The 26,401-nt window shown below is 33.8% G+C and carries 18 protein-coding genes and 3 tRNA genes; 9 read left to right on the top strand and 12 right to left on the bottom strand.

Going from position 1 to position 26,401, the window contains the following annotated elements; translation table 11 throughout:
• Positions 1 to 303: 303 nt before the first annotated feature.
• A complete protein-coding gene (locus OXU93_RS07240; protein WP_267383540.1) occupies positions 304 to 1,179 on the top strand; it encodes a 4-hydroxybenzoate solanesyltransferase in 876 nt (291 codons plus the stop codon).
• Between the two features lie 828 nt (positions 1,180 to 2,007).
• On the opposite strand, the gene OXU93_RS07235 is transcribed toward OXU93_RS07240, so the two are convergent.
• The 5 genes from OXU93_RS07235 to OXU93_RS07215 form a co-directional block, all read right to left on the bottom strand.
• A tRNA-Met gene (locus OXU93_RS07235) sits at positions 2,008 to 2,081 on the bottom strand.
• Positions 2,082 to 2,140: 59 nt separating this feature from the next.
• Positions 2,141 to 3,094 (bottom strand): asparaginase, encoded by a 954-nt coding sequence (locus OXU93_RS07230; protein WP_267383539.1) that lies wholly within the window; start codon positions 3,092 to 3,094, stop codon positions 2,141 to 2,143.
• Positions 3,095 to 3,143: 49 nt separating this feature from the next.
• On the bottom strand, positions 3,144 to 3,644 hold the full coding sequence (locus tag OXU93_RS07225; RefSeq protein ID WP_267383538.1) for a CGLD27 family protein: 501 nt from the start codon (positions 3,642 to 3,644) through the stop codon (positions 3,144 to 3,146).
• A gap of 26 nt (positions 3,645 to 3,670) precedes the next feature.
• Positions 3,671 to 4,093 (bottom strand): ribosome silencing factor, encoded by a 423-nt coding sequence (rsfS, locus tag OXU93_RS07220; protein WP_267383537.1) that lies wholly within the window; start codon positions 4,091 to 4,093, stop codon positions 3,671 to 3,673.
• A gap of 930 nt (positions 4,094 to 5,023) precedes the next feature.
• On the bottom strand, positions 5,024 to 5,524 hold the full coding sequence (locus OXU93_RS07215; RefSeq protein ID WP_267383536.1) for a tetratricopeptide repeat protein: 501 nt from the start codon (positions 5,522 to 5,524) through the stop codon (positions 5,024 to 5,026).
• Between the two features lie 928 nt (positions 5,525 to 6,452).
• Here OXU93_RS07215 and OXU93_RS07210 point away from each other — a divergent pair.
• Positions 6,453 to 8,051, top strand: coding sequence for a S8 family serine peptidase (locus OXU93_RS07210; RefSeq protein ID WP_267383535.1), 1,599 nt, complete (start codon positions 6,453 to 6,455; stop codon positions 8,049 to 8,051).
• 260 nt (positions 8,052 to 8,311) lie between these two features.
• Here the strand turns inward: OXU93_RS07210 and OXU93_RS07205 are convergent, their stop codons facing one another.
• Both OXU93_RS07205 and rimI read right to left on the bottom strand, forming a co-directional pair.
• On the bottom strand, positions 8,312 to 10,780 hold the full coding sequence (locus OXU93_RS07205; RefSeq protein WP_267383534.1) for an ATP-dependent Clp protease ATP-binding subunit: 2,469 nt from the start codon (positions 10,778 to 10,780) through the stop codon (positions 8,312 to 8,314).
• Positions 10,781 to 10,986: 206 nt separating this feature from the next.
• Positions 10,987 to 11,529, bottom strand: a complete 543-nt coding sequence (rimI, locus tag OXU93_RS07200; RefSeq protein WP_267383532.1) for a ribosomal protein S18-alanine N-acetyltransferase — start codon at positions 11,527 to 11,529, stop codon at positions 10,987 to 10,989.
• Between the two features lie 332 nt (positions 11,530 to 11,861).
• On the opposite strand from rimI, the gene mnmE reads away from it, so the two are divergent.
• The 3 genes from mnmE to OXU93_RS07185 all read left to right on the top strand — a co-directional run bounded on the left by mnmE (position 11,862) and on the right by OXU93_RS07185 (position 17,104).
• Complete coding sequence (gene mnmE, locus OXU93_RS07195; protein ID WP_267384845.1) at positions 11,862 to 13,235, top strand: tRNA uridine-5-carboxymethylaminomethyl(34) synthesis GTPase MnmE; 1,374 nt, start codon at positions 11,862 to 11,864, stop codon at positions 13,233 to 13,235.
• 390 nt (positions 13,236 to 13,625) lie between these two features.
• Entirely contained in the window at positions 13,626 to 16,538 is a 2,913-nt protein-coding gene (locus OXU93_RS07190) for a DEAD/DEAH box helicase (RefSeq protein WP_267383530.1), read from the top strand.
• A 479-nt stretch (positions 16,539 to 17,017) separates the two neighbouring features.
• Positions 17,018 to 17,104: transfer RNA gene (locus tag OXU93_RS07185), tRNA-Ser, on the top strand.
• 53 nt (positions 17,105 to 17,157) lie between these two features.
• Here the strand turns inward: OXU93_RS07185 and OXU93_RS07180 are convergent.
• Entirely contained in the window at positions 17,158 to 17,592 is a 435-nt protein-coding gene (locus OXU93_RS07180; RefSeq protein ID WP_267383528.1) for a peroxiredoxin, read from the bottom strand.
• Between the two features lie 106 nt (positions 17,593 to 17,698).
• Here OXU93_RS07180 and OXU93_RS07175 point away from each other — a divergent pair, with 106 nt between their 5' ends.
• The 3 genes from OXU93_RS07175 to OXU93_RS07165 all read left to right on the top strand — a co-directional run bounded on the left by OXU93_RS07175 (position 17,699) and on the right by OXU93_RS07165 (position 19,947).
• On the top strand, positions 17,699 to 18,118 hold the full coding sequence (locus OXU93_RS07175; protein ID WP_267383527.1) for an Npun_F0494 family protein: 420 nt from the start codon (positions 17,699 to 17,701) through the stop codon (positions 18,116 to 18,118).
• A gap of 69 nt (positions 18,119 to 18,187) precedes the next feature.
• On the top strand, positions 18,188 to 19,672 hold the full coding sequence (gene cobQ / locus OXU93_RS07170; protein WP_267383526.1) for a cobyric acid synthase CobQ: 1,485 nt from the start codon (positions 18,188 to 18,190) through the stop codon (positions 19,670 to 19,672).
• A gap of 35 nt (positions 19,673 to 19,707) precedes the next feature.
• Positions 19,708 to 19,947 (top strand): 2Fe-2S iron-sulfur cluster-binding protein, encoded by a 240-nt coding sequence (locus OXU93_RS07165; protein ID WP_267383525.1) that lies wholly within the window; start codon positions 19,708 to 19,710, stop codon positions 19,945 to 19,947.
• 394 nt (positions 19,948 to 20,341) lie between these two features.
• Here the strand turns inward: OXU93_RS07165 and OXU93_RS07160 are convergent.
• Both OXU93_RS07160 and OXU93_RS07155 read right to left on the bottom strand, forming a co-directional pair.
• Positions 20,342 to 20,428, bottom strand: a tRNA-Ser gene (locus OXU93_RS07160).
• A gap of 1,144 nt (positions 20,429 to 21,572) precedes the next feature.
• On the bottom strand, positions 21,573 to 22,349 hold the full coding sequence (locus tag OXU93_RS07155; protein ID WP_267383523.1) for a cobalt-precorrin-6A reductase: 777 nt from the start codon (positions 22,347 to 22,349) through the stop codon (positions 21,573 to 21,575).
• Between the two features lie 1,362 nt (positions 22,350 to 23,711).
• On the opposite strand from OXU93_RS07155, the gene OXU93_RS07150 reads away from it, so the two are divergent.
• On the top strand, positions 23,712 to 24,083 hold the full coding sequence (locus OXU93_RS07150; protein ID WP_267383521.1) for a YkgJ family cysteine cluster protein: 372 nt from the start codon (positions 23,712 to 23,714) through the stop codon (positions 24,081 to 24,083).
• A 142-nt stretch (positions 24,084 to 24,225) separates the two neighbouring features.
• Here the strand turns inward: OXU93_RS07150 and OXU93_RS07145 are convergent, their stop codons facing one another.
• Positions 24,226 to 24,936, bottom strand: a complete 711-nt coding sequence (locus tag OXU93_RS07145; RefSeq protein WP_267383520.1) for a lysophospholipid acyltransferase family protein — start codon at positions 24,934 to 24,936, stop codon at positions 24,226 to 24,228.
• 507 nt (positions 24,937 to 25,443) lie between these two features.
• Positions 25,444 to 26,367 carry a lysylphosphatidylglycerol synthase transmembrane domain-containing protein gene (locus OXU93_RS07140; protein ID WP_267383518.1) on the bottom strand — a complete coding sequence of 308 codons (924 nt, stop codon included), beginning with the start codon at positions 26,365 to 26,367 and terminating at the stop codon, positions 25,444 to 25,446.
• Positions 26,368 to 26,401 lie beyond the last annotated feature (34 nt).

Below are 26,401 nucleotides of genomic sequence, written 5' to 3'. Positions count from 1 at the left end.
ATAAACTATATAAGATTACATCTTATAATTTAAAGAAAGAAAAACAACTGTTAAAAAAAAGAAAATAAAAATGGTTTATTTATTTGATAAAAAATAATTTTATTAAGTAAGTAATCTCTTAAACTAAGAGTAGCAGTAGTAATAAAATACTCCACTTTTATTACTACTGTTACTCTTGGTATTCCTTCTACTTGGTTCGTATTAGTATGCGGATGATAAAATTATCTTTTAATGTATTTTCTGCAAGTTATATGGTAACTTCTGTGATGAAAAAGTCATAAACAATTTAGTGTGGTTTATTTTATGGTTACTCCTTCTCGATTAAATCCTGAACCTACCTGGCTAACAGTCATTAGACTCTTACGCTGGAATAAACCTGCTGGAAGGTTTATTTTAATGATTCCTGCATTATGGGCAGTTACTTTAGCGTCTGACGGAAAACCCCCCTTAGCATTGATGGTAATAATAATCTTGGGAACCCTAGCTACTAGTGCTGCAGGCTGTGTTATCAACGATTTGTGGGATAGAGATATTGATCCTCAAGTACAAAGAACTCGTACTCGTCCTTTAGCAGAAAAGTCTTTATCCGTAAAAGTAGGTATTGTTATTGCTTTTATTGCTCTAGGATGCGCAGGAAGTTTAGCCTTTTACCTCAATGATTTAAGTTTTTGGCTCTGTGTTGCTGCGCTTCCAGTGATTATTTGTTATCCTTTGGCTAAGCGAATTTTTCCTCTTCCCCAATTAGTCTTATCCTTGGCATGGGGATTTGCCGTTTTAATAAGTTGGACAGCAGTGACAGCTCAATTAGAACTTTCTGCTTGGCTCTTATGGGGAGCAACAGTATTTTGGACATTAGGATTTGATACAGTTTATGCCATGTCAGATCGAGAAGATGATAAAAAAATTGGAATTAATTCTAGTGCTTTATTTTTTGGTTCTTATGCTGCTGATGCCGTAGGAGTATTTTTTGCAATAACTGCTGTTTTTTTAACCTCTTTAGGAATAGTTTTAAAGCTTAAAGTAGGATTTTGGATTACTGTAACTATTGCACTAATAGGTTGGATAGTTCAATATTTTTATCTACGTTCAACAAAGGTCCCTAAGTCTATCTATGGAGAAATTTTTTGTCAGAATGTTTTGTTGGGATTTTTATTATTAATAGGTATGATATTTGCTTAATATTTATTGTTAAATAAAGTTTAAATAGTGACCGCTTTTAAATTATTTAAGTTTCATCAAATTTAAATAATTCTTTCACTTCTCTATTAGTAACTATCTATGGATACCTACTAAATAAACTCAATAATACCATTTTAATCTCCTTCTATCTTTTTCATAATTTATCCTTGGCTATTTGTTTTGAGGTCTACAATATAAATATTCCAAAGTTCTCTGTCCTTAATTGCTAAAATTATTTTATCAAAGTTATATAAAAATATATTCGATCTCGCTATTAAACTATGGTAAATTTTCTATATTTCATACAAATTCAGACCCTGCTCTAATGAAGTTTGTCAGGGACTGAAGATAGCAAGGATAAAATCTATAGAAATTAACATTAGTCTTAACCTTATACTTGTTTTATCTTAAACTATACTGATATGCAACCAACTATGTATTAAAAAAGTTAGTTTTAGCATTAATTCTGCTCCTTTAAATATAAATTTAAATATATAAACAAGGAATTCAGTAATTTATTAACTTTTACTTAAATATTTTTAGTGTTTGTCTGTACACATAATTGCTTAGCTAATATCAGCTTAGTAATAAGAGGTTGAACTCTAACAAAACTAATTTTTCAACGATAGTGTGGCAAATTTAATACTATATCTTTGATGTCATCCAAGATGATTGTTTTTAACAACTAGTATATGACAGCACACTTCCCAAAATTTTCTCCAATTTATAATAATACTCTGATTAGAAAGATAGGTAACAATCCCGACAACTATAAATCTGCAATAGACTCTAACGCCTCGGTACAAGTCCTAACTAGAATTAACATAATGGCGGGAGGCGGATTTGAACCACCGACTTTCGGGTTATGAGCCCGACGAGCTACCAGACTGCTCTATCCCGCGCCGACTTCATGAGTATAACAAAAATCATAAGCATATGGCAAGTTATTTACTAAATAATTTTAAAGCATTGATAATTCTCCAACGACTTCAAGGCGTTTATAATTACCAATACTCATAAATTTTTCGGCTAAGAGCTCGGCTACATTGGGGGTTATCCATCCCATATTTCGTAATATATTAAGTGCTGTAGCATATTTAGCCCGTTTTGAACCGTCAGTTACTTTAATAGACAATCCCATTCCTTGTCTCAAATGTCCAACGCATTGAATGCCTTCAGCCCCAGATTTACTGACGAGTTCCCCTTCAGTTAAACGCATTAACTCCGTATCGAAAGCTCCTACTCCAGCTATCATTGTCGGGTAATAGGTCATTGCTCGGACAATTCTTTCTAGATCTAGATTATTTCCCGATGCCAACTGGGCGTATAAATGAGCCATTTGACTAAGCTTCATAGAGTAGGTAGGAGCTCCACAATCATCATGAGCACTGATTAATTCTTCCCCTGGCATGGCTAATAACTCGCCGATCTTGTCTAGGATTAAGTGTTGTACAGGGGAAGATTTTTTTGTATAGGTATCGAGAGGCCAGTTGCGTTGTTGACAGATAGCTAACATTGCAGCATGTTTCCCTGAACAATTGTGCTGTAAAGGACTTTGGTATCCTTCAGGAATTGGGCATTGCAATACACTAGGGTCAATATTAGCTCGCCATAGTATATTAAAGACCTGTCGCGTTTGTTCAAGCATCCCTTGATGAGAGCTACAAATAACGGCCAAATCTTTATCATTTAGCTCATAGCGTTCTAAGGTTCCAGTAGTAGTTATAGCTAAGGACTGAAAAGGTTTTAGAGCTGAGCGCACAAAAGCAGTAGTTTCGGAATTCCCGGCGACTAATAAAAGTCGTCCACGAGCATCACAAACAGTTGCTTCAACTTGATGGATTGACTCAACAATTCCTTCACGTAATAAATAAACTTCTATTTTGGGAGTATGGGCGCGTATTCCTCTAGTCATTCGATTCTAAAGTTTAAGATTATGGGTTAGTATTGAGTGCATCGAAATGTTATTGAGACAGCCATATTATAAGATCGGCAATGATAATGCCCCCAATAATTACTTCTGTACGAGCCAGACGTTGTAAAATTGGATCTATCTGATAGGAAACGATTAGGCGATCGCGGGCTAATATTTCTGGTGGCTTTAACCATGTTTGACCGTCATACCACCCTGACTCTTCATAAAAGACTATTTTTTTTCTTAAGCGATCACCCACATAACACCAACCCAATCCCAGTTGAATGACGATGAAGGAAACCATTAACCCTGCTCCTAGGTTATTACATAATATAAACAACAAAGTAGACTGACGGGGAGAGAAACTAACCGCAGCAATAGGACTAGTTAATATCCATCCAACTAGTCCTACATAGGTAATTCTACGCCAGTAAATTTTATTTTCTAGGGTTGCCCATCGAAAAAAACACGACTTTTTCAAGTCTTCGTATTCGTTAACTGGTTGTTGTTCGTTAGGAACAGGGCAAATACCTATGGGCAATTCCTTCATGATAATTACAATGGTATGGCTTTTAATTAGGATAATTCAACACGTTCAGCATGACCCCAAAACGCTTCTAAGTTGTAAAATTCTCGTTCTTCGGGTAAAAGAATATGAACTATTACATCTCCATAATCTTGGAGTACCCAAGTCCCTTGTCGTTTGCCTTCGACATGCAGAGGAAATCGTCTGCATGTCTGGTCTACTTCTTTCTCTATGGACTCGGCAATTGCCCTGACTTGAGTAGTAGAAAACCCAGTAGCAATGATGAAGTAGTCACTTAAGTAAGAAACCTCTGCCACTTTCAAGACAACAATATTATCGGCTTTACGATCGTTGGCTGCTTGAATAATCGCCCAGACAAGGGTTTGAGTATTGAAATCAGTTGAATTAGTTGAATTATCTGTCACCGTTAAGGTTGAAGAATTTTCTGAAGAAGATTGTTTGTAATTAAGCATTCGGCGTCGTTTTATCTTAGCTCTTTAATGATTTATCGTTTAAGCAGTGTGAAAATATCAATCATCTTTGATAACTTTAGCAAACTATTTCTGTTTTAGACGATATCCCAATCCAAAGCAAAAGGTTTTTGAATGAATATGATGATAGACATCTAAAATCAAGCATTTTAAGAACAAAATATAGACAAGCTATACACTATCATCAAAGTTTTTCTAACTGAGTACAATGTACAGTTCTCAGTTCTGATATATTTTCTTAATTATACTCTAGGATATCAGCTATAAATTATAATACCTACCTAAGAACTACTTAAAAATAGAGTTACTTATAGCTATCAACATTTTTTAATCTTTCAATCTCATTCTGTTTCAGCTATAATCATATTTGCTATTACTTACAGTGGGTAGAGGTTATATCGATAGATATACCAAATTATTAGCCCTTACAAAAAGTAAATAGTTGATAGTTTAGTTAAATGAATATAGTAGAACAACACATTAGACTTACATGTCTACTTACTATAAAAGAAATTAACCATTAATAGCAATATACTTGTTTACTACAATAAAAAAAGGTGTGATTTTTTTGTTAATAGTTAATCCCAGTATAAAATCTTAATAGATTAATATCTCAGATAAAATATTTAGCAAAATAATTTGTTAATTCAGTAAAGATTCCAATATAGACTATGATATGTTGCCAATAGAATGTATTCGATAAACTTTATTTATTAAAAATTCTTATATAAATATAATGATAAACATATAAAATCAAGTATTTTAATAAAAATCCATAAAATATATATTACTAACTTCTATATATTTTTAACATATGTCAAAAACTAAAAAAGAATAAGAATAGCTGTTTATAAGTAATTCTCTTCTCTTTTGTACTAAGATATATTATATTTTTATTTTTTTAATAGGCAATTAAAAATTTATACATAAAACTAGAATTAAAAATACTAATGCTATTCCTAAAAAATAATTATCTTTAGTGTTCATTTGACTTAGATCTTCGGAAATTATTACACTTTCTTTTTGTAATTGATACATAGACTTAGTAGAAACATACTTAGAATCTCTTTTAATTGGTACCTCTAAAGTAGGTATTTTTATCATCCATTCTTTAGGTCGTTTAAGTTTTGGTGCCCGAAGAATATAAAGAATTTCTTGACCTCGTTTCTTAATGTCGGAATAGGGGTGGCAAGTTAAAGTTTGACATAAGACGATCGCATCTTGTAGTCTTCCTGCAGCTTGGTAAGCAGTAACTAGCCATATTTGAACTTCTCCTCCTAATCGAGATGATAAGTCAATTGATTCAGTTATTTCTTCAAAAACTTGAACACTCAAATGATATTGTCCTCTTTCTAATAAATCTCGTCCTACTTGAGATTTAAATTGGAATTGTTCTTGATTTAAGGTAGTCACAATATCAATAGTTAAATAAGAAAAACAATTACAAACTTAATAAGTTGTATAATTATAGTCAACAGGGCAACTAAATAAAAGTATAAACTATAGATAGTTATTAATAATTGAAGTTTAAATATGCAATATTTTAACCACCTTATTACAAGATATCATGATCATAATTACTAAAGATAGAAGATTAATTATAGCCTATTTATAGTAAAACTGAGTAATCTATCTTAAATAATAGCTGACAAAAATAAAATAAATATGGATATGTCTCTTTAACCTATTTGCTGAATAAGATAAAGATAAAATATTAGTGATTGTCTTAGTAGAATTAGTTTATATATCTTGTATACTAAACGTATTAGACTATTGTTTCAGTTATAAATATGAATACATCACCATAAAAAACACGAAAAATAGTAGCTAATTTAATTCATAAGAAACACGAAAAATATTGAAGATACAAAAAAACATATAATTTAGCTCAAAAAATAAGTTGTTATTTACAAAGTAATAAATTAAGCTGAATAATTTAAAGTTTCAGAAATTTAACTGTAATTTTCTATATCTAGAAAGATGAATAGCTTGTATTTTTAACACCTCTTTTATGAAATTTACCTATTATAATAGTGCTCTTTTCTTCATAAAACTAAAAATATTTAGTCAATTAATACTACGGTCTATCCTTAAAATTTAGTCCGTTGTTAATTTTTTAACCTCCAGCTTAAACTTAATAGAATCAGTTGTCTAGTCAATCTATAATTTAAGAGATAATTTCAGAAAGAATTATTCTCATAATAGTAAACTGTACAATATTTTAACCATAGATTTCGTACTCTACTGATTACTCAAGAGAGAAATTTTTATTTAACAAGTCTACCCAGAGTTTAGAACTCTCATTAATATAGATGATAGCAGTGACATAGATTCACAATACATGAAAAAGAGTATTACGTGGTTAGTAGGGAGTTTAAGTATCATAGAGGTCATGGTTTCTGTTAGAGCCTTAGGAAACTCTATAGGCGAGGCAGGAATTAATGCAGAAAAGTTACATCAAGACCCTTATAATCTAACAGGACATAAAATTGCCATTGGTCAAGTAGAAATTGGCCGGCCTGGACGATTTGGTTTTGATAAAATTGCTGCTTGGAATCCGAAAGTTAATTTAGCAGGAGTCTATTTTCGCAACAGTATTGTTAAACCTAATAGCAATTTAGATAATCATGCAGCAATGGTAGCAACGGTGATGGTGAGTCGGGATAAACGGCTACCTGGAGTTGCTCCGAGAGCTAGATTATACGCCTCAGCTGTTGGAGCACTCAAACGAGGGGGACAACCTGAAGAGTGTTTAGCTAGTCAACACATAGCTCAGCAGAATAGTGGTGATGTTAGAGCGATTAATTTTAGTTTTGGGGAATCTTTACAACAAGATCCTAGAAAAAATGCCAGGCTTGATGGGAATGCTTTGTTAACTCAATGTATTGATTGGTCGGCAAGGGTTCATGATGTTCTCTATGTAATTGCTGGCAATCAGGGAGGGGGGGGAATTCCTATTCCGACAGATCATTACAATGGGATTACCACTGCTTATACAACTAAACAAAAAGGAAAATTTACTAAAGTTGATTTTGCAAACTTAAGTGCGTTTCCTGTGGGAATTGGTCGACGTTTGATTAAACGTGAAATTAATACGGGACTAAGGCGAGCAGTAAGTCTAGTTGCCCCAGGAAATAAAATTGCTCTATATGATCTGTCAGGAAAAATCAATGAAGTCAGTGGAACGAGTTTCGCTGCTCCCCATATTACGGCCTCAGTGGCTTTACTCCAAGAATTTGGTGATCGCCAGTTACGAGAAAAGCAAACTAATTGGAGTTTAGATTCCCGTCGCCATCAGGTAATGAAAGCTGTATTGCTTAATTCTGCTGATAAATTACAAGACCACGGCGATGGTTTATTATTGGGAATGGTCCGTACAGTTTTAAGTAAAAAAAATCAAAACTGGTTAAAATCCGACGCCTACCGTGACCCAAAAACTCCTTTAGATATGGAGATGGGAACGGGGCATCTCAACGCATTTCGGGCTTATCAACAATTTAGTGCTGGTCAATGGAAACCAGATAAAGCAGTTTCTTCTTTAGGTTGGAATTACGATACGATTACTTATAATCAGCATCATGATTATGTGATAAAAAACCCCTTAGGTCAAGGAAGTTACGTTGCTGTTACCTTGGTCTGGGATCGCCATGTTGAGTTGAATGATACTAACAGAAATCAACGATATAATCTAGGCGAGACGTTCCGTGATCGCGGCTTAAATAATTTAGATTTATATTTAATGTCAGCAACAGATAAAAATACTGCTAAGAGCATCTGTTCTTCTATTAGTAAGGTTGACAACATTGAACACATTTTTTGTCCAGTCCCCAGCACAGGACTATATAAGGTCAGAGTTCAGTATCCACAACCCCTTAATCAACAAAAACAGACTTATGGATTAGCTTGGTGGACTGCTTCTTTGGCGTCCTTTCTACAGTGAAATCTATTTTGCTGTTAAGTCAACTTTGGTTGATGTAGTGGAATTAGAATAGTTCTATTCCTTTAAAATTATTCTTTTTTAAGTATTGTTTTAGTTCATATCCTCTATCTATCTGGGCACAGATAGTCACTGTCTGTTTGAATGAAAAAACAATCTATATTTTAGAAATTTATTTTTAACTTAAAAAGCGGTAGTAGAAGCAAGCTACCACCGCCATAAGCTTAGATTAATAATTCAGACAATTATCCAATAACTCGTTATCAATCTGTAGCCTTAGCTAACAAATCTTGCTTCTGTTCACTTGGTGTAACTTTGACCTTGCCATCTTCATCAATATCTACTAACGCGGTATCCCCCTCACCAACTCGGCCTGAAAGAATCTCCTCTGCTAGGACATCTTCAAGAAGACGCATAATGGCACGACGTAAAGGTCGTGCCCCATAAGCAGGATTGTATCCTTCTTCAACTAAACGTTCTTTAAACTTTTCGGTAACATTCAGAGTAATAGTTTTTTCAGTTAACCGAGCAAAGACCTCCTTAAGAAGAATTTCAGAGATTTCCTTAACCTCATTCTTTTCTAACTGACGGAAGACAATAATTTCATCAAGACGGTTGAGAAATTCAGGACGAAAGTAATTCTTCAATTCCTCATTAACTAATGACCGAATCCGGTTATATTGAGCTTCTGTTTCATTGTCTTCAAACTCAAATCCTAGTCCACCGCCACCTTTTTCAATCACCTTAGACCCGATATTGGAGGTCATGATTAATAAAGTATTTTTAAAATCTACTGTACGTCCTTTAGCATCAGTAAGACGACCGTCTTCTAGGATTTGCAAAAGCATATTGAAGACGTCAGGATGTGCTTTCTCAATTTCGTCGAAGAGAACCACTGTATAAGGACGACGGCGTACTGCTTCGGTTAGCTGGCCTCCTTCATTGTAGCCCACATATCCAGGAGGAGATCCTATTAACTTAGATACTGTATGGCGTTCCATGTATTCTGACATGTCCAAACGGATCATGGCATCTTCTGAACCAAAGAAATAAGCTGCTAACGCTTTAGTTAACTCAGTTTTTCCTACTCCAGTGGGACCAGAAAATACAAAACTTGCAATAGGACGATTAGGGTTTTTAAGACCTACTCGTGCCCTACGAATTGCTCGTGATACTGCTTTTACCGCATCTTCTTGACCGATCAAACGCTGGTGTAAAGTATCTTCCATGTGAAGTAACTTTTCAGACTCAGTTTCTGTAAGCTTATTCACTGGAACACCAGTCCAAGAAGCAACGATATGAGCAATCTCTTCCGAGTCAACAAAGGGTTCATCACTATTCTCCTCTGATTTTTTTGCGGAGGAGATTGTCCGAATTTCTTCTTTAATTTCCATTTCACGATCACGCAGTTCTCCAGCTTTATCAAAATCCTGAGCTCGGACTGCATCATCCTTCTGTTTAAGAATAGAACGAAGCTCTTTATCGAGTTCCTTGGCTGCCGGAGGTAATTGAGAATTAATCAATCTTACTCGCGATCCCGCTTCATCAATGAGATCGATCGCCTTATCAGGAAGATAGCGATCTGAAATATAACGGTCAGAGAGTTTTGCTGCAGCTTCTAAGGCTTCATCAAGGATCTTCAACTTATGATGTTGTTCATAACGTTCTCGTAAACCGTAGAGAATCTCAATGGTTTCTTCAACAGACGGTTCACCCACCATAACTGGCTGAAAACGGCGTTCTAGAGCTGCATCTCGTTCTATATGCTTGCGGTACTCATCGAGAGTGGTCGCCCCGACACACTGTAATTCTCCTCGTGCTAGAGCTGGTTTTAGAATGTTGGCTGCATCAATTGCCCCTTCAGCTGCCCCTGCACCGATAAGAGTATGTACTTCGTCAATTACTAAAATTACATTTCCAGCCTGACGAATTTCGTCCATAATCTTTTTAAGACGCTCTTCAAATTCCCCACGATATTTAGTTCCGGCTACCAATAAGCCGATATCGAGAGTTACTACCCGTTTTTCTTCGAGGATATCAGGAACATCCTTGGTAGCAATGCGTTGAGCTAAACCTTCAGCAATTGCAGTCTTCCCTACCCCTGGTTCTCCAATTAAAACAGGGTTGTTCTTGGTTCTACGACCGAGAATCTGGATAACCCGTTCAATTTCCTTTTGTCGTCCTACAACCGGATCGAGTTTCCCTTCCCCAGCCATGTTGGTTAGATTAGAACCAAATTCGTCGAGAGTTGGAGTTTTTGTTCGTCCAGATGGACCTCCTCCAGCAGCTACTTCGGCTGTTTCTCCAAGTTGTCGAATAACTTGAGTCCGAACTTTGGATAAATCTACTCCTAAATTTTCAAGAACCCGTGCAGCTACCCCTTCTCCTTCACGAATTAACCCCAGGAGGAGATGTTCAGTTCCGATATAGTTGTGTCCAAGTTGTCGAGCCTCTTCTAATGAAAGTTCGAGAACTCTTTTAGCTCTCGGGGTAAAGGGAATTTCGACAGCGACAAACCCTGAACCACGGCCAATAATTTTTTCCACCTCAACACGAGCATCTTTAAGATTGACACCCATAGATTTGAGAACTTTGGCCGCCACTCCAGTTCCTTCACCAATCAGCCCCAGAAGAATCTGTTCCGTCCCCACAAAGTTGTGCCCAAGACGGCGGGCTTCTTCTTGAGCCAGCATTATGACCTTGATAGCTTTTTCTGTAAAGCGTTCAAACATGATTTATTTGTCCATCACCTGCGCTTTCCCTTGATAAGCTGATTCTAGCACTCAACATCCCAAGGAATAATCTAAAAACTTTCTTAAATTTATACCGACTAATTAATTATTAGTTAATTATCTTAAATCACCCTAAGTGAAGAGTGATTATATTTACTCTACTTTTCCACTTGCCCGTCACCCCCTCTCTAACTCTCTAAATATTGTTACTCTATTAGTTGTAAATCATATTGACTAAGACGACGACTAATACACAACCACCAATGGGACAGACTTTCTTGAAACTGGGGACAGTTCAAACCCCTCCGCCACAAAATTAAAGCATCCTCCCCAGTCTCTTGATAATAGCCTTTACGTCTTCCTGCCAATTTAAAGCCAAATTTTTGATAGATAGCAATGGCTGAACTGTTATAAACTCCCACTTCCAAAGTAACACGTTCAAGCTCACAGTTAGCAGCCTCTTTTAACAAACTATGCAACAACAATTGTCCCAATCCTTGTCCTTGATAATCAGGGTGAATCATGAACAATGTTATATGGGCCTCCTCTAAAATCGACCAAAAACAGCCACAACCAATAATAGAGCCGAACTCCATGGATAAAACTAACAAACTACTGTTCTGGCTATATAATTCTCGCTGATAACCTTTTTTTGTCCATAATCCCCCCAGACACATACGATCTAACTCAACTAATTGGGGGAGTTGGGTATTATTAGGTGTGCTTAGGATAAGACGTGGGAAGAACATTACATTAATAGCGTAAATGCAGGCTAAGTAAAATCAATAGCTAACTTTAAATATCTAAAGTTAAACTTTATATAATGAATGAAAATAACTTACCATTTCAAAAGAACTTAAACATGACCTATTATCAAATCATAAGTTATGTTTAAGTTATTGATATCAACATACGAACTTGTTTGCAACATATTGTTATTTACAATAAAGTATCATAAATAACAATATGCTCTACAAAATACAATACTCTCTGAAGATAATTTTATTAAAAACAAAAATAATTGGCTGGTTGTAACAAATAATAAATTGATTTTAAAAAACCTAGTTACTATACAACTATGATAATTGATCAAGGAGAAACTATAGCTGCGATTGCCACAGCCATTGTCCCCCAACAAGGTAGTATCGGGATTGTGCGTTTATCGGGAAGTCAGTCTCTAGTCATTGCCAAAACTTTATTTAATCTTCCAGGAAAGCAAATTTGGGAAACCCATCGTATTCTCTACGGTTATATTCGTCATCCTCAAACCCAACAGATGATAGATGAAGCCCTTTTACTATTAATGCTAGCTCCCCGTTCTTATACTTGTGAGGATGTTATTGAGTTTCACTGTCATGGAGGTATAATTCCTGTACAGCAGGTTCTACAATTATGTTTGGAATTGGGAGCAAGACTGGCAGAACCTGGTGAATTCACCCTACGGGCGTTTCTTAACGGCAGAATCGATTTAACCCAAGCTGAAAGTATAGCAGAATTGGTAGATGCACGTTCATCTCAAGCATCTCAAATAGCATTAGCTGGGTTACAAGGAAAACTAGCAAAAACCATATATCAGCTCCATGATAGTTGTTTAAATATCCTCATGGAAATAGAAGCTAGAATCGATTTTGAAGATGATTTGCCCCCTTTAGACGAAATATCAATCATTGAAAGTTTAGGGGAAATTGTAGCAAAATTAAAGAATGTTTTAATGACAGCAGATCAAGGTGAGTTACTTCGCAGTGGAATTAAAGTAGCTATTGTAGGTCGTCCAAACGTGGGGAAATCGAGTTTGTTTAATGCTTGGAGTCAATGTGATCGCGCTATTGTCACTAACTTACCAGGAACTACTAGAGATTTAATAGAGTCGCAATTAGTAGTGGGAGGAATTCCTATTCAGGTCTTGGATACTGCCGGAATTAGAGATACTGTAAACATAATTGAAAAAATAGGAGTTGAACGATCACGTCATGCGGCTGATCAAGCTGATCTTATTTTGTTGACTATTGATGCCCAAGTAGGATGGACCGCCGAAGACCAGAAAATTTATCAACAGGTAAATCATCGTCCGTTAATTTTAGTCATTAATAAAATTGATTTAGGAGAATCAAAATCAATACAGTTTCCTTCAAAAATCAAAAATATTGTTAAAACAATTGCCGTAGATAATCAAGGTATTGAAGCTTTAGAACAAGCTGTATTAACATCAGTTAAGTCTCAGAAAATAATAGCTAATAATTTAGATTTAGCTATTAATAAACGACAAGCAGCAGCATTGACACGTGCTAAACTTGCCTTAGAACAAGTACAAGAGACTATCTCTAATCAATTGCCCTTAGACTTTTTAACAATTGATCTACGTATCGCAGTTCAAGTATTGGGGGAAGTTATTGGAAAAGACGTTACAGAATCAGTCTTAGAGAAAATATTTAGCAACTTTTGTATCGGCAAGTAGTAGACTAATGTGCTTTAGTTATAAATTCTGGAAAATTGATGGTTTTAAGAAAATATAAATAACGAATATTTAAATAAGTAAAAATACAAAGAGTTAGAGTTAAACTAAGAATAGTTAAGTTTAAAATACATCCTGTACATGTTACCTCAGTTTTATCCTCAAATCTTTATTTAGCCATAAGGTTTTCATAACAAAATAACAGTCCGGGGAAACCTGCCTGCTGCTTAGTTTAATAGGTTAAAGCGACAGTCATGGCTATCTACTAAATCATTAAGCAGCAGTTCACCAATAATATGTTTGTACAAGTGTCATTCTTGTATTTATTCCCCAACCACCGTAATAGAATGGAGAAAGAAGTATGAGCCTTTGATATTTAATTCTATAACTTGAGTGAAACAACCATTAGATTCGTATCCATTAAATTTAGATAAGCTTTTCCCTTTTGAACTAGATAGGTTTCAAAAAGAAGCGATCATAGCTCTGACAGAGAAAAAATCTGTTGTTGTTTGTGCTCCTACAGGTTCAGGAAAGACCGTTATTGGGGAGTATGCGATTTATCATGCCCTAGAAAGGGGTAAGCGTGTTTTCTATACTACCCCTTTGAAAGCTCTTTCAAATCAGAAATTTCGCGATTTTCAAGATAAATTTTGTCTTGGGTTAGACCCATATAAGCAAAACCTCGTGGGATTGATCACAGGAGACATTGTAATTAATGCTGATGCCTCTATTGTCATTATGACTACTGAGATTTTCCGTAATATGCTTTACGAAACTCCTATAGGGCGAGTGGGAACATCTCTAGAAAATGTAGCCACTGTAATTTTAGACGAATGCCATTACATCAGTAATCGAGATCGTGGAACAGTCTGGGAAGAATCGATTATTTATTGTCCTCCCAATATCCAATTAGTTGCCTTGTCAGCTACTATCGGCAACCCGAAAGATTTAACTAGTTGGATAAACCAAGTGAGAAAAACTGCTCCCGGTATCAAACTAAAGACTGATGCAGTTAGTTTATGTAAGTTGATAAATTCTGATTTTCGTCCGGTTCCCCTACGATTTTATTTCAGTAGTAAAACAGGACTTTATCCACTACTAAATCATAAACAAAATGCCCTCAATCCTTGTTTAAAATCAAAGGGACAACCAAACAAAAAGCGGCGACTTAAACGTGAAGATTGTCCTAACCTAATGACAGTCATTAGGCAACTTCATAAACAGAACTTATTTCCTGCTATCTATGTCATTTTTAGTCGTCGAGGGTGTGATCAATCAGTACAAAGACTTGATAGTTTAACTTTAGTTTCACCAGAAGAAGCTCGTGCTCTACAATACAATCTATTAACATTTTTTCTCTCCAAAAACACTCCCCTTCAAGAAAACTTACTTCAGTTAATTAAAGTTAAAAATTATCTCTTGTACCAACCTTTACTAGATTTTTTATCTAATCCGTCCTCTAATGCAGAGTTGTTTGACTATTTAAGAAAAGATGAGGAAGCTAAAATCTATCTATTTCAATTATTAGCTAAGAATTGTCAATTAGTCAGAGGTGAGCAACTTGAACCTTTGACTAGAGGCATTGCCGCTCACCATGCAGGAATTCTTCCCGTTTGGAAGGAATTGGTGGAGCAATTGTTTGAGGCAGGTTTAGTTAAAGTAGTATTTGCTACTGCAACTCTCTCAGCAGGAATTAATATGCCGGCGCGAACTACAGTGATCTCCGCTCTTTCTAAACGGACTGACAATGGGCATAGTATGTTAACTCCATCCGAATTTTTGCAAATTGCAGGCCGAGCAGGACGACGAGGAATGGATGAAGTTGGTCATGTAATCACAGTACAAACTCCTTTTGAGGGGGCAAAAGAAGCTGCTTACTTGGCAATAGCTGATTCTGATCCTCTACAGAGTTGTTTTACTCCATCTTATGGTATGGTTTTAAATCTCTTACAAAAACACACTTTAGATGAAGCTAAACATTTACTAGAAAGAAGTTTTGCAGAATATTTAGCCCAATTAAAATTGGAACCTGAACAACGGAATATTGTTAATTTAACTACTAAATTAACAAAAGTGGATGTTGATTTAGCAGGACTAACAGAAACCGAACTCTTTACTTATGAAAAACTTAAAGCCCATCTTAAAGAAGAACAGCGATTACTAAAAACTTTACAGCAGCAAGCAGAGAGAACCCGTAAACAGGAGATCTCTTCTAAATTAGATCAGTTAAATTTAGGGGACATTCTTTATCTAAAAGGAAAACAGCTAAAATTAAGTAGTCCTCACTTAGCCGTCTTAGTAGCAATAGTTCCTGGATCAGGAAAATCCTATGATTATCTATGTTTAGGGGAAGATAACTATTGGTATAGAGTAAAACGTAGTGACGTAGTTGACATTAGCGGTTTCTCTCTATCCCTGAACGCAGTTAAGGAACTAAATTTGCCAGATATTGATACTCTTCCCGTTGGGAAAAGTTATAAAAGCGATGAGTCTTCTGTAAAGATACGTAGTCAGATAAGTAATTATGCTTTTTCTTTAAATATCGCCCCAGAAGTTATCGAACAACAGCAACGTATTGATAACATTCAAAAAAAACTAAATATTCATCCCCTCTCTCAACAGAAAAATCCGACCCGTTTGTTGAAACTGCACCGCCAACGATTAAAATTACGAGAACAACTCCATATTAGCCATGTCAAATTTCACAAACTTCAATCTCGTCAATCTTATTATTGGGAAGAATTTCTTAATTTAATTGATATTTTACGGGAGTTCAAGGCATTCGATGGTTATGAACCCACGCCTCTAGGCCAAGCCTGTGCTGCCATTCGGGGAGAAAATGAACTGTGGTTAGGATTGGTAGTTATGTCGGGATCTCTTGAACGTTTAGAACCTCATCACTTAGGTGCTGTAGTCAGTGCATTAATTACTGAAAACTTACGTCCTGACACCTGGACTAATTACTCACCCTCTCCAGAAGTTTTAGATCTTTTTGACTATTCGAATGAAAAAGGGGTGAGTTTAAAGCAAATTCGTCGTCTTCTCTTTCAATCTCAGTCTCAGTATGATATTACTATCCCAGTGTGGTTGGAGTTAGGATTAACAGGAGTAATTGAACAATGGGCCTTAGGAACAGATTGGCAGGAACTATGTAAAAATACGAGTCTTGACGAAGGAGATTTAGTGCGTTTATTGCGACGAACTATTGATATTCTTTTGCAAATTCCCCAAATCCCAAATACTTCTGACTATCTTAATAGACTAGCTAAAAATGCAGTAACTAAACTCAAAAGGTTTCCAATTTAGTTTTATAAATTTTAATAAGTGGCATGTGTTAAGTAAGCATGCTTTTCTGCTGAGCTCTACTTGTCAGTTATTCTTATTTATTTAATTACAGGGAGTAATCTTTTCAATGTTATAAATCTAAAAAATATAATACTTTTGTAGGTGATAATATTTATAATCACTAAATCATGACACTACTGTAATAGTGCAGGAGGTCAAGTATTCACACAACATTAGTGATACATCCGTTTATTTCTTTATTACCTTTTCTCCTGACTACAGGTAGCAATCGTCGAGCATTATCAACTATAAGTCGACCATTACTGCAAAGAAACATAATGTAATCATATGAGAAAATTGTCTAATATGTTATTAGATTAGTAAATCGCTAAAAATACACACCAAAAACTGGCCTCTTAGCTACACAAAATTTTATTAATTATGGACAGAGTTTTGCTCTTCCCTTTCATTATATAATAGGAACGAGAAACCTCAACTCTGGAGAGATGGCAGAGTGGTTGAATGCGGCGGTCTCGAAAACCGCTTCTGGGGCGACTCAGACGAGGGTTCGAATCCCTCTCTCTCCGTTACGATTATATAATTTTTTAAGGTGGGTATAACCCACATCTCAACGGTTTATCTACTTAAGTGTTGTCAAAATATCTTGGGCGTGGCTATCAGTTTTTACTTTTTCATCTACGTAGTTAATTTTCCCTTCAGCATCTATGATATAAGTGGTACGCTTAGAATACCCACCCCCATCTACATCGTAGGCTTTAGTAATTTTTCCATCATAGTCAACTAAGAGTTGAAAAGGTAATCCATACTTCTCCTTAAACTTTTGATGAGAGACTCGGTTGTCCATACTAACTCCAAAAATAACTATTTCCCTACTCTGATAATGATTGTAATTATCTCGGAAACCTTTCGCTTCCTTGGTACAACCAGGAGTATCGTCCTTAGGATAAAAATATATAACAACAACCTTACCTTTAAAGTCGGATAGGGAAATAGTTCTACCCTCATCATCTATAGTGGTAAAGTTTGGTGCAATGCTTCCAATAGATAAAACCATAGTTTCTAAATCCTTAGAGTGAAAGTTTATTAGTTTTGATCATAAAATTTTTCATGCCCCTTGAACATACTTAATAATAAAAGTGTTGGATTTTTACAAATTATTCATGACTGTTTCTTCAACTCGACCCCTGACTTCCTCAGATATCAAATATTCTAGCAAGACTCTAAAGCGAGCTGAACGAGCTTTGTCTTGCACTCCATTTAAGTTATCCCTATTCATTGCAATGAGAGCAAATAGTGTTTCTTTATCTAAAATTGCTCAATCTACTAGTCTTCAAGAAAAATATACTCAGAAATTTCTTTCGGAACAAAAAATCGAAAGAGATTTAATATGGTTAATTAATGTTGGTATCTTACGAAGGGAAGTTGATGGACAAGGAATCACCGATAGTTTTCGTTTAACCCCCTTAGGGCGAATGGTTATCGCTAAGTGGGAAAGCCAAGAGAAACAAATATCTCAACCTTCATACTGGAATTGTTTATTAAATAGATTAACTCGTTGGTTTCGTCTTTTCTTATTTTGAAAAGATAAAAAATAGTGGACGTAGCCGGGCAGAAAACTTACATTTTCAATTATAGGTTTAGCTAAATTTATGAAATCTATTATGGTGGTAGGAACTACATCCCATGCCGGAAAATCTTTTCTAACTACAGCCATTTGTCGAATTTTAGTTCGCCAGGGATGGCATGTAACCCCATTTAAAGGACAAAATATGGCGTTGAATGCCTATGTCACTCCTGAGGGTGGAGAAATTGGACATGCCCAGGCAGTACAGGCGTGGGCGGCCAAAATCACTCCTACAGTAGAAATAAATCCTATTTTACTTAAACCCCAAGGAAATATGACTGCGCAAGTCATCATAAAGGGGGATATGGTAGGGACAACCCATGCGGCCGAATATTATGAAAAATATTTTGATAAGGGATGGAATACTATTACATCATGTCTTGAGCATCTAAGAACAAGATATGATTTTATCATTTGTGAAGGTGCTGGAAGTCCTGCTGAAATAAATCTGAAACACCGAGATTTAACAAATATGAGGATTGCCCGCTATTTAAATGCAGCAACTATTTTAGTAGTAGATATTGATCGCGGAGGAGCATTTGCCCATGTTGTGGGAACTTTACAACTTCTTGAGCTTGAAGAAAGAGCTTTAATTAAAGGTATTATCATCAATAAGTTTCGGGGACAACGTTCATTATTAGATTCAGGAATTAAGTGGTTAGAAAATTACACTAGAATTCCTGTTTTGGGAGTTATTCCCTGGCAGGATATTGTGTTTCCTTCAGAAGATTCTTTGAATTTATTAGATAGGCGATCTTCGGATACAAAAGGGGAGTTAACTATTAATATTATCCGCTTACCTCATATTGCAAATTTTACAGATTTTGAGCCTCTGGATGCAGAACCGACAGTTACTTTAAACTATCTTAATATCCAAGACCCTTTAAACTGTCCCGACGCGGTAATTATTCCAGGTTCTAAAACTACTATCGCTGACTTGATTACACTTCATCAAAGTGGGATGGCTAAACAACTACAAGATTATATAGAGTTAGGAGGCATTATTTTGGGGATTTGTGGCGGATTTCAAATGCTAGGCAAACATATATTCGATCCCGATCGGTTAGAGGGGGATAAAGATTCCTGCTTAGGTTTAAATCTACTTCCTACAGAAACAATCATTACCCCTAAAAAAATCTCTCGTCAACGGCAAGTAATATCTAATTACCCCAAATCTGGTTTAGCCGTAGCAGGATATGAAATTCATCAAGGAATTACTTATTTAATTAAGTCTCAAAACAGAGGGCAAACTACAACTTTACATTCTTTATTTGATGATTATAGTTTAGGGTTTGTTAATGATACCTATTCTGTTTGGGGATGTTATTTGCATGGACTATTCAATAATGGAGTCTGGCGACGAACTTGGTTGAATTTTTTGTGTCAACGCCGTGGTTTATCTACCTTGCCTATAGAGATTAGTAATTACTGTGAACAACGGGATGCTCATATTGACTCACTAGCTGATTTAGTGGAGGAATTTGTTGACTTAAAACCCGTGTTACATTAGTTGATGGATTGCTAATCTTTAAACTTTAAAAAACTATGATAGTTAAAGTAAGATTTATTCCCAATGAAATTATTGTTGAAGCCAAACCAGGTGAACTTATATTAGACGTAGCGCAACGAGCGGGAGTATTTATTCCCACAGGATGTTTAATGGGGTCTTGCCATGCTTGTGAGGTAGAATTAGAGAATGGAAGTCCTGTTTGTTCTTGTGTTAATGTGATTCCAGCTGGCAGTGATCATTTAAAAATTTATATTTATTCCGATCCTATTTGGTGATTATTAAAAAATAATAAGTAAGTAAAGTCCCTTTTGTTACACAATTTTTTAAGGACATTCAAATTCATTTTATTTTCTAAAATTTGCTATTTAACAATCTAACACTTTTAGAAAATGGATAAGTATGGGCAATAACCTCCCTACAAGAGTTTTTCTTTTTTGAATTAGAGGGCTCCGAAAAGAGGTGATGAGCAACTTTAGTAGAGAGAAAGTCATTCTTGTTTATGCTCCTAATGGATAGTATTTGGCTATAAAGACACTCATTCTGCGACGTTATCGTAAGTTACGATAACGTCGGTCACAATTTAGGATAGGGACGAGGCTAACTATCCTCCAGAGAATAGAATATTAAAACAGTAACCTTAGCTAATTCTTTAGTTGCTAAATCTATCTACGGAGAGGGAGGGATTCGAACCCTCGTTAGGGTTACCCCTAAACAGCATTTCCAGTGCTGCGCCTTCAACCACTCGGCCACCTCTCCAGGTAGTCTACAGCTAACGATTATAGGACAAAATGCTCTATTAGATCAAGTCTTATTGCAAAAAATTTTAGCGAAGAACAAAGTGAAGTGATTTTTGGTAGTTAGGGAAAATATTATTGGGTCTTTAACGTTTGTCATTCATCAATGATAAATCTTTAGTAAACAATAAGACTTGTTGGCAATTTCCTAAGGTCTTTACCTACAGATAAACAATATTGTAGATATATAAAATATCCTTTTTTCTGAAAAAATAAATTTATTTTTTAATAATTTGTTGTACTAAACAATTTATATTATACTGTTTTATTATTTTTAGAAGTCACTTTTTGGGCAATAAAAACCAGTACATATTTAAGAATAAATTTATTCTTAAAATAATTATTGATAAAATTCTACAATGAATATATAGTTAGTTTAAAATTTAAATAGTATCAGTATCAGCATTTCTCTAATTCAAAAAGAGCTGATATAGCAAATATTTTATGTTCCATATAAATATTTGCTGTTTGTTACCAACAATAGTATAAGGGGATAAATACTATTATTGGTAGTTCAGGAAATAATCATAAATATTAATCAAGTATCTTAATAACCATATTTAACTTTAAATAGTTTTTCTGTAAGAAAATACAAAAATTTTATTTATAAAAAGTTTAATTTAGCTATAAATTATATACATAAATTTACGACATTTTTATATACTAAAGTTTATTAAGGATCATTTATATTAGTTGAATAAACTTAACTTATACTTGTATTCTACTGCTTAATTATGTATTCTTACTTATTGTCAATAATATCAGCTTCTGTTTGGGAAAATTATTTATTCAGGTTACTTCAATCAGCCCATCCTACTTTAAATTTTGTCAAATCAATTTAAAGTAGGATGGGCAAATGATTTTGAGTATTTTTACTATAGTTATTTTTCCAAAAAAGAATATTAGCCTTTTTAGTACTATTCAGTTAATAAAGTACACGATTCAACTAGTATATTTAATACTTACTAACTCAATATTTACTAACTCAATATTTACTTTATAAACAATTTATTCGTTAAAAATATTTAAGTCTTTAAGAAATAAAATAGCTGTAATAATATATTTATTGTATATATATATTAATATTGATACTTAATGTAGTATTTTTATATATCAATATTATTCAGTAATGATTGACAACAAAACTTCATTATATCAGACATTTTATTTGTCTGTTTAGGATAATTAATTAAGGGTCTTTTAATAATAATTATTTTTACCCCTAACTTGATAGCTACTAATCTTTTTATTGATTCCCCTCCCTGTTTTCCTGACGCTTTAGAAACAACTAAAGAAATATTCCATTGCCGCCATAATGCTTCCTCTAACTCTGCACTAATAGGAGGGCGCAAAGCAATTAAACGCTTATGACTAAACCCTGCTTTTATGGCCACTTCTAATGATTCTCTTTTAGGAAGAATACGAGCAAATAAAATAGCGTCATTTTGCCACATTTTAAATAATGGTAATGCTTTATAGCCAATGGTTAATAAAGTTCTTTCTCCTCGAAGATAATTTCCCCTGACCAAAGTTTCAAAATTATCGAGAGTAATAATTTCAGAAGAGGGAGAAAGGGATGCTCGTTCATAACGGAGATAGGGTATATGATTTTCTCGAGAAATAGTAATTGCTTGCTGAGAAATTTGTACTGCATAGGGATGAGAAGCATCTACGATAGCAATAATCTTTTCTTGTTGACATAAGAGACGAATTTTTTCTAGATTTAGAATACCTCTTTTGATAGTTAAATAAGAGCTTATGGGGTAAGAAATATTGGTATTTTTTGCCGCCAAAGTTATGATACAAGTTAGTTCTTCTGAAACTATGGACTCAGCAATCTTGACACTATCTTTTGTTCCTCCAATTAACCAAATTTTTTTCATAGTTAATAACTAATGAGACTTGCTTCTAAATATTAAATATTTCTGAAAATTAGGACTATAGTAAGTATTTACAATAACTATAAGTAAATTTAATAGATTTGATATTAACTCACTATATAATTGATAGCTATAGTTCATACAGCCACTTTATAAGTGGCTAATGTGATATGTGTTATGCATCTCAAGAAAATTGGTCAAGAATACATTTATTTTTTGCCTAAGTTCTCTTCAAATTTAATTATATTCTAATTGATCTAACACAAGATATCTACAGTTTACTCCGTAACAGTCTATATGACTAACCAAATAAATTGTATCTTTTGTTTCGTATATAGTTAGCATCTATTCTCTCTTATTTTCTTACGCTTTTCTATGAGTTTTTTGTTTGATTAATAATCAACATATTTTATGTTTAAAATATTACTTGATTAACTGAATATCATTGATTTAAAATAGTTAAATGTCTGCTAAATTTTAGTTTAATTAAATTAGCTTATAAACTCATAACTACTATCTATACTCACTTTAAAGAAGTTTATACTTTTTAATGCATTAAAAAGTATAAATATAACTTCATAATATTAAGATAAGACAATTAATTGTTCTCTGTATAAAAAAGTAATTAATCCGTTATATCTATTACCTAGATAGCTAACTCGTATCATTGTGGATATTTATACTTAATAAGGATAAAATCATTGAGTAACTTGGCAATATTGACTAAGAAAGATGCTAACTTCTTGTGGTATGGAAGTTATGTTAGAGTAAGAGAAGATATCATTAATAAACGCTTAGTAATGAGACTGTCATTTAGGTAAATAGTTGAAGGGATATGCTTTATGCAATACAAAAATATAAGATCAACTATGAAGAAACTATGCATATTTGTTCTTAGATCAAGAGTAGATTATCATATAGTTAAAATCTACAAAAAAATCCTGTTGCTTATTATATTTTATTATAGAGAATACTTTAGGATAGAAACTAACATAACTCATAGACTATAATAGCTAATAAAATATTTTAGAATAGAGAATAAACTATAAAAGACGAGGAGAATTAATGATTAACGGCCTTTACTAATTTTACTAATTTCACTAACCTTTATAAAAACCTACTGTCAAATATCAATAAAAAGCAATTATGGAACAATAAACTTTAATTAGTCCTACAAAAGCTAATTAAGAAATAAATTCTAAATTTGAGGCTATTAATAACTCTATATTTTATTATTAATCATAGGTTAAATTTGTAGAAAATTACAGATCTTAATGTTGAAAAATATTTATGCATTGCGAAGTAATATAATAATATAAAAACACATGAACATTACTATAGACTCAAAGGAAAATTTTTTACATTATGACAATTTGGCAATGTGTAATGGGGTGTGGAGCTTGTTGCAATCTTGATCCAACAGATCGCCCAGACTTAGAGAATTATTTGACTATAGAAGAACTTACTCATTATCATAATTTGGTGGGAAAAGGGGGGTGGTGTATTAACTTTAATCATGACACTCGTAAATGCCGTATCTATAAAGAACGTCCTAATTTTTGTAGGGTAACACCAAAAATATTTGAGAAAATGTATAAGATTAAAGAATCAGAGTTTAATGGTTTTGCCATCGAATGTTGCCAGCAACAAATTGCAGGTATATACGGAGAAAATAGCCTCGAAATGAAGCATTATAATCAAGAAGTGATAATAGATGGAAAGATAAAAGGTGAATAAATGAGTTGATTTAATTAATTTGTCTGAGTATTGGTTAAATAATTAAATAGTGGCATTAACAATTGCCTTAAAATATCATTTTTTCTGCAAGTGCTGATGTCATCATCCTAAATTATTATCTTTTTATAAAAAAAATGATATTTTAAGAAGCGATCACAATTTCTTCCGAAGAATCCTGTTTTTGATACAATTCTCTTAGAATTGCTTCTAAATCATCAGTAAGCTTTTCAGAACTACTTCTCATTCTCTTTGAATTATATTGTGCTACCTCTATGGGTTCCCCAATAGTCACAGTTACATCGGTTCCCCAACTAGGATAAGGTTGAATATATCGAATTCCAACTGGAAGGATTTTTATTTGAGATCCTGGTTTTTCTGATTCTACTCCCAGAGCAATACGCGCAACTCCCCGCTTAAGCGGATGTACTTTATCATCCCGAAAAATTCCTCCTTCTGGGAAAATAACTAACATTTCCCCTGCTTTTAAGAGTGCAATACTATATTCTAAACTACTTAACCCTGGATTCTTAACATCAATAGGGAATCCTCCCAAGTGGTGAATTAAACAGCCTTGAATACCCGTCATCTCAGTTGATGTTACCATAAAGCGTACATCTCGGTTGCTAACGAGTCTTCCCACCGCTTTAGGAATAATTAAAGCATCCCATCGGGAACGATGAGTTGGCGCAACAATTGTTGGCTCAGTGATTGGGATATTTTCCTGTCCGGTAATTGTAATCCGACCAAAAAATGAAGGCAACACAAACCAACACCCTAGATGATATACCAACTCAACTAACCAGGGATTAATATACGATTCAACTGAGTTACTAGATAAAGTAGACGAATTCATAAAATTAGGCAATACGCAACTGAAAAATTTTTTTAAATAATTTTTTATAATTAAAGCTAGTCTCAGCTTCACTCTAATAGTTTTTTTGAGTTAATGCCTTAAAAGTAGAGGACAGTTAGCTGAGTGTCACTCACATAAAACTTACATAGTTGGTAATTCTCTAAAATCGACGATAAAAATTAAGGATTGAAACTCGAAAGTTATACTGTAGAATAGTTGAGATAAGTAATTAAACTGTTCTCTGAACTATGTTTTAGTAGTCATAGTACCTTTAAGTAAGGGTGATAGTAAAGCTAATCCCAATTATTTTGATAACTCAACTGGCTTTCTTGGGCTGGAATACATAAAAACTGTATATTAGATATGTTGATATTTTAAAAAAAAAAATATTCATTTTTTGCTTTTTTATATTGATAAAATTAAAATATAAATAATAGATTTTTTAAAATGCCAAGTTAAATATTTTCTGCGCAAAAAATTGATTAAAATTTTACACAATATATTTAACTAAATTGTCTTTTTATCTAAAAGTCCTAATCCTGCACCTACAACTTCTGCCATTATACTAAGTAATCGAAAAATTGCAATAGTACTGATAATTATTTGTATTGGAAAATTTTCCGTTTTTAGTAAAATAATAATTGCAGCTTCAAATATTCCTATGCCACTAGGTGCACCAGGAATTACTAAACCTAACAACCAAGCTAAACTAAAGACACTTAATAATAAAGGAATTTGAAAAATTGATATTGGAATAAATGCCATCCAAGTTAATATAAACCCTAATCCCCTTAATAAAATAAACCCCAATTCTCCTAATACAATAATTTTAGGATATTCCCTTAAATAAATATCATCCTGTATATTTTCTAAAACATTCTTTTTAAGAAATGATGTTATTTTATTAATAAAAAAAGGATGAATAACTAATAGCCCTATTAGTGTTGTCACTATTTGTATGAAAAGTAGCCAGGTATTATAAGTAGTTTTGCAACCAGATAAAAGACAAGCTAATAAACTGATTACAGAAGCTGAAATGGCCATTAATAAAGGCTCTAACAATACACTAAAGCTAGCAATTTTCCAAGATACTCCTTGTTGGTAAATTGACACAATACGGGCATAAAAATGTCCTACATTTCCAGGAATATACTTAAAAATATTAGTTATCAAATAAAGTTTTAACACCCATCTTGTTTTCATTGGCTGTTTAAGTATTTCTAATATTTTAGACCAAACTAATGCAGACCAAACATGGGAAAAAAAAGTAACAAAAAAAGCTAAAATCAGGAAATATTTACTTTGATCATCAAAGGTTATTGTTGTTATGCTATTCCAGTTATTTTGAAAAGTATTAATTATAAACAATAAAGAAATTCCAAAAATAAACCACCTTAAATATACTCTAAAAAAAGTAACAATTGTTTTCATACAAAATTTTAATTTTTTTTAAAAATATCTTACT

The organism is Cyanobacterium sp. uoEpiScrs1, from assembly GCF_947331815.1.
Classification (GTDB): domain Bacteria; phylum Cyanobacteriota; class Cyanobacteriia; order Cyanobacteriales; family Microcystaceae; genus Rippkaea.
This window is presented reverse-complemented; position numbering and strand designations above follow the sequence as displayed.

Excerpts from the sequence above, each read along its gene's own strand:
- OXU93_RS07175 (WP_267383527.1), top strand. The coding sequence starts at position 17,699 with ATGACTGTTTCTTCAACTCGACCCCTGACTTCCTCAGATATCAAATAT.
- OXU93_RS07205 (WP_267383534.1), bottom strand. The coding sequence starts at position 10,780 with ATGTTTGAACGCTTTACAGAAAAAGCTATCAAGGTCATAATGCTGGCT.
- OXU93_RS07180 (WP_267383528.1), bottom strand. The coding sequence starts at position 17,592 with ATGGTTTTATCTATTGGAAGCATTGCACCAAACTTTACCACTATAGAT.
- OXU93_RS07240 (WP_267383540.1), top strand. The coding sequence starts at position 304 with ATGGTTACTCCTTCTCGATTAAATCCTGAACCTACCTGGCTAACAGTC.
- cobQ (WP_267383526.1), top strand. The coding sequence starts at position 18,188 with ATGAAATCTATTATGGTGGTAGGAACTACATCCCATGCCGGAAAATCT.
- OXU93_RS07165 (WP_267383525.1), top strand. The coding sequence starts at position 19,708 with ATGATAGTTAAAGTAAGATTTATTCCCAATGAAATTATTGTTGAAGCC.
- OXU93_RS07150 (WP_267383521.1), top strand. The coding sequence starts at position 23,712 with ATGACAATTTGGCAATGTGTAATGGGGTGTGGAGCTTGTTGCAATCTT.
- rimI (WP_267383532.1), bottom strand. The coding sequence starts at position 11,529 with ATGTTCTTCCCACGTCTTATCCTAAGCACACCTAATAATACCCAACTC.
- OXU93_RS07140 (WP_267383518.1), bottom strand. The coding sequence starts at position 26,367 with ATGAAAACAATTGTTACTTTTTTTAGAGTATATTTAAGGTGGTTTATT.
- OXU93_RS07210 (WP_267383535.1), top strand. The coding sequence starts at position 6,453 with ATGAAAAAGAGTATTACGTGGTTAGTAGGGAGTTTAAGTATCATAGAG.
- OXU93_RS07155 (WP_267383523.1), bottom strand. The coding sequence starts at position 22,349 with ATGAAAAAAATTTGGTTAATTGGAGGAACAAAAGATAGTGTCAAGATT.
- rsfS (WP_267383537.1), bottom strand. The coding sequence starts at position 4,093 with ATGCTTAATTACAAACAATCTTCTTCAGAAAATTCTTCAACCTTAACG.
- OXU93_RS07230 (WP_267383539.1), bottom strand. The coding sequence starts at position 3,094 with ATGACTAGAGGAATACGCGCCCATACTCCCAAAATAGAAGTTTATTTA.
- OXU93_RS07225 (WP_267383538.1), bottom strand. The coding sequence starts at position 3,644 with ATGAAGGAATTGCCCATAGGTATTTGCCCTGTTCCTAACGAACAACAA.
- OXU93_RS07145 (WP_267383520.1), bottom strand. The coding sequence starts at position 24,936 with ATGAATTCGTCTACTTTATCTAGTAACTCAGTTGAATCGTATATTAAT.